Origin of the sequence: Pseudoalteromonas sp. ESRF-bin5 (assembly GCF_002632075.1) — a bacterium.
Lineage (GTDB): Bacteria > Pseudomonadota > Gammaproteobacteria > Enterobacterales > Alteromonadaceae > Pseudoalteromonas > Pseudoalteromonas marina.
In genome coordinates, this window is sequence record NZ_NTLW01000051.1 from 1 (window position 1) to 7,549 (window position 7,549).

General features: G+C 39.6%; 7 protein-coding genes and 2 pseudogenes. 4 read left to right on the forward strand and 5 right to left on the reverse strand.

The genetic code is table 11. The annotated features are described in order from the left end of the window. Both BCG07_RS01495 and BCG07_RS01500 read left to right on the forward strand, forming a co-directional pair. Positions 1-273 (forward strand): annotated as a pseudogene (locus tag BCG07_RS01495) (NADP-dependent oxidoreductase); the annotation flags it as partial. A gap of 54 nt (positions 274-327) precedes the next feature. Further along, entirely contained in the window at positions 328-945 is a 618-nt protein-coding gene (locus tag BCG07_RS01500; protein ID WP_006793540.1) for a glutathione S-transferase family protein, read from the forward strand. A gap of 154 nt (positions 946-1,099) precedes the next feature. Here the strand turns inward: BCG07_RS01500 and BCG07_RS01505 are convergent, their stop codons facing one another. After that, on the reverse strand, positions 1,100-1,768 hold the full coding sequence (locus BCG07_RS01505; RefSeq protein ID WP_008130878.1) for a response regulator: 669 nt from the start codon (positions 1,766-1,768) through the stop codon (positions 1,100-1,102). Further along, positions 1,761-3,086, reverse strand: a complete 1,326-nt coding sequence (locus BCG07_RS01510) for a DUF4118 domain-containing protein (protein ID WP_286888230.1) — start codon at positions 3,084-3,086, stop codon at positions 1,761-1,763. The genes BCG07_RS01505 and BCG07_RS01510 overlap by 8 nt, the downstream gene beginning before the upstream one ends. Before the next feature lie 281 nt (positions 3,087-3,367). Here BCG07_RS01510 and BCG07_RS01515 point away from each other — a divergent pair, with 281 nt between their 5' ends. Together BCG07_RS01515 and BCG07_RS01520 are read left to right on the forward strand one after the other, a co-directional pair. Continuing rightward, positions 3,368-4,021, forward strand: coding sequence for a potassium channel family protein (locus BCG07_RS01515; protein ID WP_276755433.1), 654 nt, complete (start codon positions 3,368-3,370; stop codon positions 4,019-4,021). A 2-nt stretch (positions 4,022-4,023) separates the two neighbouring features. Further along, complete coding sequence (locus BCG07_RS01520; RefSeq protein WP_286888233.1) at positions 4,024-5,388, forward strand: TrkH family potassium uptake protein; 1,365 nt, start codon at positions 4,024-4,026, stop codon at positions 5,386-5,388. A gap of 36 nt (positions 5,389-5,424) precedes the next feature. Here the strand turns inward: BCG07_RS01520 and BCG07_RS01525 are convergent, their stop codons facing one another. The 3 genes and pseudogenes from BCG07_RS01525 to BCG07_RS01535 all read right to left on the reverse strand — a co-directional run bounded on the left by BCG07_RS01525 (position 5,425) and on the right by BCG07_RS01535 (position 7,366). Beyond that, complete coding sequence (locus tag BCG07_RS01525) at positions 5,425-5,733, reverse strand: YkgJ family cysteine cluster protein (protein ID WP_058429407.1); 309 nt, start codon at positions 5,731-5,733, stop codon at positions 5,425-5,427. A 140-nt stretch (positions 5,734-5,873) separates the two neighbouring features. Further along, on the reverse strand, positions 5,874-6,281 hold the full coding sequence (locus BCG07_RS01530; RefSeq protein WP_006793538.1) for a type 2 periplasmic-binding domain-containing protein: 408 nt from the start codon (positions 6,279-6,281) through the stop codon (positions 5,874-5,876). Positions 6,282-6,293: 12 nt separating this feature from the next. Next, a pseudogene (locus BCG07_RS01535) lies at positions 6,294-7,366 on the reverse strand (porin). Positions 7,367-7,549 lie beyond the last annotated feature (183 nt).

The following is a 7,549-nucleotide window of genomic DNA, read 5'->3' on the forward strand; positions in this document are numbered from 1 at the left end:
ACAAGCTTACCTGAAGGCCCTGATCGTATGGGTATGCTAATGGGGCAGTTGCTTACTAAACGTATTAAAATGCAAGGCTTTATAATTTTTGACGACTACGGCCACCGCTACGATGAATTTGCCCAAGACATGCAAAAGTGGCTGCAGGATGGCAAAGTACAATACCGCGAGCACATGGTAGAAGGTATTGAAAACACTGTAAGCGCATTTAACGATATGATCAGTGGTAAAAACTTTGGTAAAACCGTTGTTAAAATCAACGATGCACTTTAACTAAAATATACAAACACAGCGTTGCTGCAACCAGCAACGCCAACAAGGACTGACATGATAAAACTACACCATTTAAATAAATCGCGCTCAAAACGTATTATTTGGCTTTTAGAAGAACTAGAAGTTGATTACGAAATTGTTGCTTACCAACGTAACAAAGACACATTTTTAGCGCCTGATGAGCTAAAGCAAGTTCACCAACTCGGTAAGTCGCCAGTTATTGAAGACGATGGCTTAATTGTTACCGAATCTGGCGCTATTACTGATTACTTAATTACTAAATACGGTAACGGAAAGTTTGCACCAAAGGCTGGCACCGCTGACTACGTTGATTACCAACAATGGCTACACTTTGCTGAGAGCTCTGCCATTTTACCGCTACTACTTAAAATGTTTGTGCTTAAAGATGGCGCTAAAACACAATTTTTAGAAGGCTACGCCGACGCCGAAACCGCTAAAGTTATTAGCTACTTTAACGACCGGCTAGAAGGTAAACGTTATTTAGTTGGCGACACCCTAACCGGCGCCGATTTCATGATGTCGTTTATTGTTGAAATTGTTAAAAACTCAGGCCAGCTAGGTCACTTTAAAAATCTAGTAAAATACGACGAGCAATTGCAAAGCCACGAGAAGTTTCATACGGCTAATGAGCTAGAAGCTAAATACGACTAAATTTATACGCCTATGACTGTGGAAACACAGTCATAGCAAACATTTTTGCTGCTCTGTTTTATTTACACTAATTTGCTCAAGCGTATTAAAATTCAATTAAAAATAATTTATCTGAATCATTGTGCTGTAGAGTAAAACTCTAAAGTTCTCATTTTTAGTCAACCAATCGATAACCCACGGCCGGTTCTGTTAAAATATATTTTGGACTCGCAGGGTTAGCCTCTAGTTTTTGTCTGAGCTGTGCCACATGGACTCTTACGTATTCAGGACGCTCTACATACTGCGCCCCCCAGATATGGCTTAAGATTGCATTATGGGTGAGTACTTTATTTTTATTTTGAAACAGCAATAAGAGTATTGCGTACTCTTTTTTAGTGAGTTTTACCTCACCTCCAGAAGCAGTAACACTGTGCTTTTGCGGATCTATTTTTATATTCCCGCAGGTAAATGCCACACTCGGTTGGCTTTGGGTGCGTAATAAAACCCGAATTCGGGCTAGCAACTCATTCGCGCTAAACGGTTTAGTAATATAGTCATTTGCCCCATTATCAAGCGCTGTGACTTTTTCAACTTCGCCATCTCGAGCTGAGAGTACTAAAACAGGTAAGGCACTCCATTGTCTAAACTCAATTAACCAGTCTTGACCATCCATGTCTAAAAGGCCTAAGTCTAACAATACAAGATCGTAACTTTGCTCACTTAAACGTGCAAAGCCATCTAACCCTTTATCACAAATACTTAGCTCGTAGCCACTGGCTTGCAACAAAGTTTTTAAAAAGCTTTGTAGTGGGGGAGAATCTTCTAATATCAAGATTTTAGTCATTACTTTTTTCCCAGATTAACTTTGCGTACGCCATATTTGTTTCGTTATTAATTGTTAATGTAAATGTGCCCTGATGAAATTTAGCAACCACATCACAAATAATGCTGCCTAACCCAACGCCTTCATTGCTACTTGTTTGCGCTTTAGTGATCACGTTATTAGTGAGAATTAGCTGATAACATATCTTTTGCTGATTGCTACTTCGAGTAAATTCAACGCTCACCTTTTTATCACCATAACGCCATGCATTTTCGAGCATATTAGCCAGCGCAATTTCTAACAAAGTCACATCCCCTTCGCATGTTGTCTGAGCGTCTATATTGGTATTTATGACAAAATCAGTGAGTTGCTGCTGCCTTCTAGCTTTAGCTTCACTAAGTAGTGCTTGTAAGTTTATTGTTTGCCAACTTAGGTTTTCACCCATTTTATTAACTCGGCTTAACTCCATTACTTTATCAAAGTGCTCATTTAGTATTTTACTTTGCTCATAAATATTACTCGCTTGCTCTTTTATCACGATGTCACTGAGGGTAATCTCATCATCTGCAAGCATGCTCGATGCGCCCATAATAGTCGCCAGTGGTGTACGTAAATCGTGAGACAAACTGCGTAAAAGTGCATTTTTAGCGCGCTCTAATTCCGCTTGCACCGAAATAGCAGCCGACTGTTGGCGTAATAACGTTTTTTCATGTACCTGATAAAGAAGCGAAATAGCGGTGTCCGCAAAGGATTTTTGCCCTTGCGTTAACCGTTTAGTAAAATTAAACCCGCCCCAGCTAGGGTTAACTTCACTAAGCAATATAAACTCACTATTGCCCTGCGATGCTGCAGGTATAAATGTACAAGATGTGTTTAAATGCTTACTGATGCGCTGCACAAAGTACTTTTTTTGTTCATCCAGCGTATCTAGGCTGTTTAAGTCTTTGGCCAGTTCGTACAAGGTGCGACTATTACTTGCATGTAATTGCACATCCCTAACTTTAGTACTGAGCTCCCCTGCCAATTGGCTGATCACAAAACCAACAATGAGCATAACCATAAAGGTTACTAGATATTCTATGTTTTCAATATGAAAAGTAAAATTTGGGGCAACAAAAAACCAATCTGTACACGCTACACACACTAAGGTGGTCAGTATGGCAAGACGACGATTACTGCGCACAGCAACCCAAGTCACCCATAATAACTGAAGCATCACGATATCGGTGGTAGTAAACCAATTACGCATAGGGTAAATGGCAATAACAACAATTAATGGCATTATTACTGCCAAAAACAATGCGTTATACCAACGTGGTTTAGCCTCTACCTGATTCATTAATTATTCCTCTAACATTTGAGCACCTAGATTACTGCCTTTTCGATATTGCCTCTATAAAGTTTTTATAAAGTTTTTTATCTGATTCGTTAAATCTTTATAAAGCTTTTAACGCCTACCTTCATTGTTACTTTAATAACTCATATTCTAACTTCAGCAGAAGGAGTAATAGGTGTGTTGGGTTGGATAAAAATAGTGATGCTTACAGCCTATGTATTAACTGTTTATTGACCAAATGAACTTTACCACTTCTTTCTTTTAACTTTAATTTAGGTATCAACATGGCACATTTTACAGTGATCGGATTAGGTCGATTTGGCATTGCAGCAAGCCTTGAGTTAATTCATTTAGGGCATACAGTCACTGGGGTTGATAGTAACCCTAAACTGGCTGAAAAATATGTTGAGCATTTATCAGAAACCGTTGTTTGCGACTCCACTGATGAAGCCGCACTTAAAGAGCTTGATTTAGCGAGCAGTCAGGCCGTTTTAGTGGCGATTGGAGAAGACATGCAATCGAGCATTCTGTGCACCCTTGCATTAAAAAACCTAGCTGTTAAGCAAATATGGGTAAAAGCGAGCACTAAAGCACATCACACAATTATTTCTAAGCTGGGTGTAACACGCATCATTCATCCTGAAGAAGAAATGGGCGTGCGCGTTGCACAAGCGCTTAATTACCCTGTAGTAAACGACTATATTTCCTTAGGCAATGGCTTATACGTTGTTGAAGTAAGTATAAAAGCGCACTTACATAAAACAAAACTAGGGCATTTACTTAAAGAAATAAAAGGCACTGTAAACCCATTATTGGTCAAGCGCGCAAAGCAAACGTTTGTCAAACTTGATGACGACTTTGAGTTACTTACCTACGACATTTTACTGTTATCAGGTAATCGAGTCGAACTAAACTATCTTGCACCAAGGCTTTTATAATTATGGTTTTATGGCACCCTCTCAAAACGCCTATTGAGCGAAAAGCCAATGGGCATAAAAAACTCAATGCGGCTCCACCGCTTGTTCTCTGCTGTAGTTTTTTAATATTAATAACGCTAGGAGCCTTGGCGTTAAAACTACCTTTTGCAACCTATGCGCCTATTTCATGGATACAAAGTGCGTTTACAGCTACCTCCGCGGTGACTGTAACCGGATTAGTTGTAGTCGATACCGGTTCAGTGTTTACTCCTTTTGGACAAGGCGTTATTGCGCTATTAATTCAACTAGGTGGTCTGGGTTTAATGACCTTTGCGGTTGTAACTTTAATGGCACTGGGTAATAAAGTTGGCTTTATTCAAAAAACAGTGACCAAAGCAGCGTTTAATCAAACAGATACATCGACTTTGGTAAATACCGCTAAGTCTGTTTTGCTATTTGCGCTAATCGTTGAATCTGTAGGCATTATTATTTTAACGCTGTATTGGCTACCCGAAATGGGCTTACAAAAAAGCTTTTTCCATGCACTTTTTTATACTATTAGCGCTTTTAACAACGCAGGGTTTGCATTAAGTCCTAACAGCTTAATGCAATATGTAGAAGACCCCGTTGTAAATTTAACAATTACCTGTTTGTTTATTATTGGTGGCCTAGGCTTTACCGTATTAACCGATTTATATAAATCAAAGCGTTGGGCTAAGCTCAGTCCCTACAGTAAATTAATGCTGATCAGCACTGTTATTATTAACGTTATTGCATTGTTGCTTATTTACGTAATTGAATACGATAATCCAAAAACACTGCAGCCGTTATCTGAAACAGGTAAATGGCTAGCAGCTTGGTTTCAAGCCGTTACCCCTCGTACTGCGGGGTTTAATACCATTGCTATTGAAGAGTTAAAAAATGCAAGTACCGCTTTAACTATGATGCTTATGTTTATCGGTGGCGGGTCTTTGAGTACTGCAAGTGGCATAAAGGTCGTTACGTTTATCGTTTTAATATTAGCAACCTATAGCTACTTAAGGCGTGACAAGGGCGTCACCGTGTTACGCCGAGAAATAGACAAAGATTCAGTGTATAAAGCATTAGCCTTAACCGTTATTTCAGCGGGAGTCACTTGGTTGGCTATTTTTACATTACTGGTCGTTGAAGATGCACCTTTTTTAGATATTGCTTTTGAAGCGGTATCGGCACTGGGTACGGTAGGACTTTCACGCGGTTTAACGTCATCGTTATCACCGCTGGGAGAGTTTATCATTATGTTTTTAATGTTTATGGGCAGAATAGGTCCGCTCACTCTCGCCTACTTTTTAGCAAGTCCACGAAGTAAAAAACTAAGATACCCAAGCGCACAACTCTCTATTGGTTAAAAACACAAACGCGGGTTTATTAGTTAGTCCGTATTTTTAAATACCGGCTATTTCGCGCTCTGTAATACACTCGTTCGAGGCCATTTCAAACTCACGGCAAGTAAGTGGGCGGTTTTCATAAATGGTACACATTAGCGTATTGCGGTCGAGTGCTTGGCACCAACCATCATCGCCGCGTTTCATTACTTCGCTGCCCCACTTGTCGTAATCAATGTACTGAAAAGGCACACCGGTGTCGGTTACTATGCGCACTTCTAATTGGCAACAACACGCTTGGCAGTTAGCGCAGGTTACGGACTCAGGTGTAGAGGAAATAGTTTTACTTGGAATAACAGTATTAGGCATAGCGGCTTAAATAAAAGAAACACGCTAAGTAGGATACACGAGCAGGCTAAACGTGCTAGTTAATTTTAATGGTGAATAAATAGAATAATAAAAAGCGTGCTACTCGTTAACACGCTTTATTGTTGGCTTTTAATTTTAAATTAAAAGTTTAATACCACCTTCACATCATCAGACACAGCAGATGTCGAAACAAACCCAATCGTATTTGGGTTAGCTGCAACCATTTTGATCACCTCTGAGTCATTTTCTAGCTCTTTGGGTGGTGTTCCTTTTCCCGTAAAAATAAGCTTTGACCAATAGGCTCTTAACTGCGACGCACTTTTATTAAGCAGTTTACTGTTAAACTGCTCCGTAGTAGGATTTTTTGAATCTTGTGAAATTGGAATGATCGTATTGCCATTACTAAACGACTTTTCTTTTCCGGTATAAATTCGACTAATGACGGACTCATCAAAACTACTCTCGTTTGAAGGATGTACAATAATAGCAAAATCAGCAAAGGCAACATTGCTAAACAAAAACAGTACACATAACATTAATTTTTTCATTTTTAATTCCCCTTAAAATACAACATCAACACCAAGCGTGATTGCTTTACTATCACCCGCTACCGCTAACTCGAATGAATCATCTTTTACCCTGTCGTACTGCATTTTGAGTGCCGCCGAAGGATGAAAATCCCAACGAACCCCCACCGCAAAGGTATTATGGCTTTCAGTATCTCCCTCACCTTCTTGCTCAAAATCTGAAAACATCACATAAGGCGTAATTGCATCAAACCGATACCCTGCACTGATCATATAAGTGTCTAGGTTTCCGTCTAGATCTAAACGGTTAAGTTCGCTTAGTACAAAAAAGTCGCCAAAATCAAAATTGGCAGCTAAGCCATAGAATTTGCCATCACGGCTATCTTTTCCATCCCATAAAACCGGCTCTCCAGAACGAAAGCGTTTATTAGTGTATTGCATATGCGTTACTCTCAATTCAAGCCAATCATGGCTTAACGAAAGTACACCACCTAGCATATCTTCCCAAATTTCTCGGGTAGGCTCTTGAAAGAAAAAGTCTGATAGCAGTTTGTTGTCGTCATCGTCTTCTTTACCAGCATACACATTAGCAGACACACCCCACTCTCCAATCGAGCCAGAATAGAGAAGGTTTATGCCCTCATAGTTAAATACTTGCCATGTATAATTGTCGGCAGGTTACGCATCCATACATATGCGTAACCTACGTCAAAAAAATCTGAGTAATAAAAAAGAGGCAAACGCTTTTTACCTGCTTGAACCGTCCAATTATCATTTATTTCGTACGAAATATATGCCCACTCAAAATTAGCATCAAAATCGTTTACACCTCGGGCAACAATTTGACCTGTGACAGATAAGCCCTCACCAAGATCCCCCGACACTTGTATACCAATTAACGACTCTGGAGAGAAAGATAAGTCTTCTGTGTAGCCACTCACATTAGGGTAGTCAGCCAAAAAGGTTGGCTCAACACCATATTGCGGCACACCACTTCCACTGAGTACTTTACCCGCGTTAATACTTGCAAAGCCTGAAATATTAATTTCAGCGTAACTAGTCCCTGAAATAAACACTCCTAACAGCATCAATTTTTGCAGTTTCATCGTTCACCTCGTTTTATATGACCTTAATAGTCATGTTGAGTATAGTTAAACGCTGAAAAAACAAACAAAAATTTAACATTTTTTATAATTATGCAGGTTTGATCATTACTTTAATGGCTATCTGCCAAGCAGTGTGGCTTTTATATCGCTATACCGCTGTTGCTCACAAAGCGCAAATCCGCT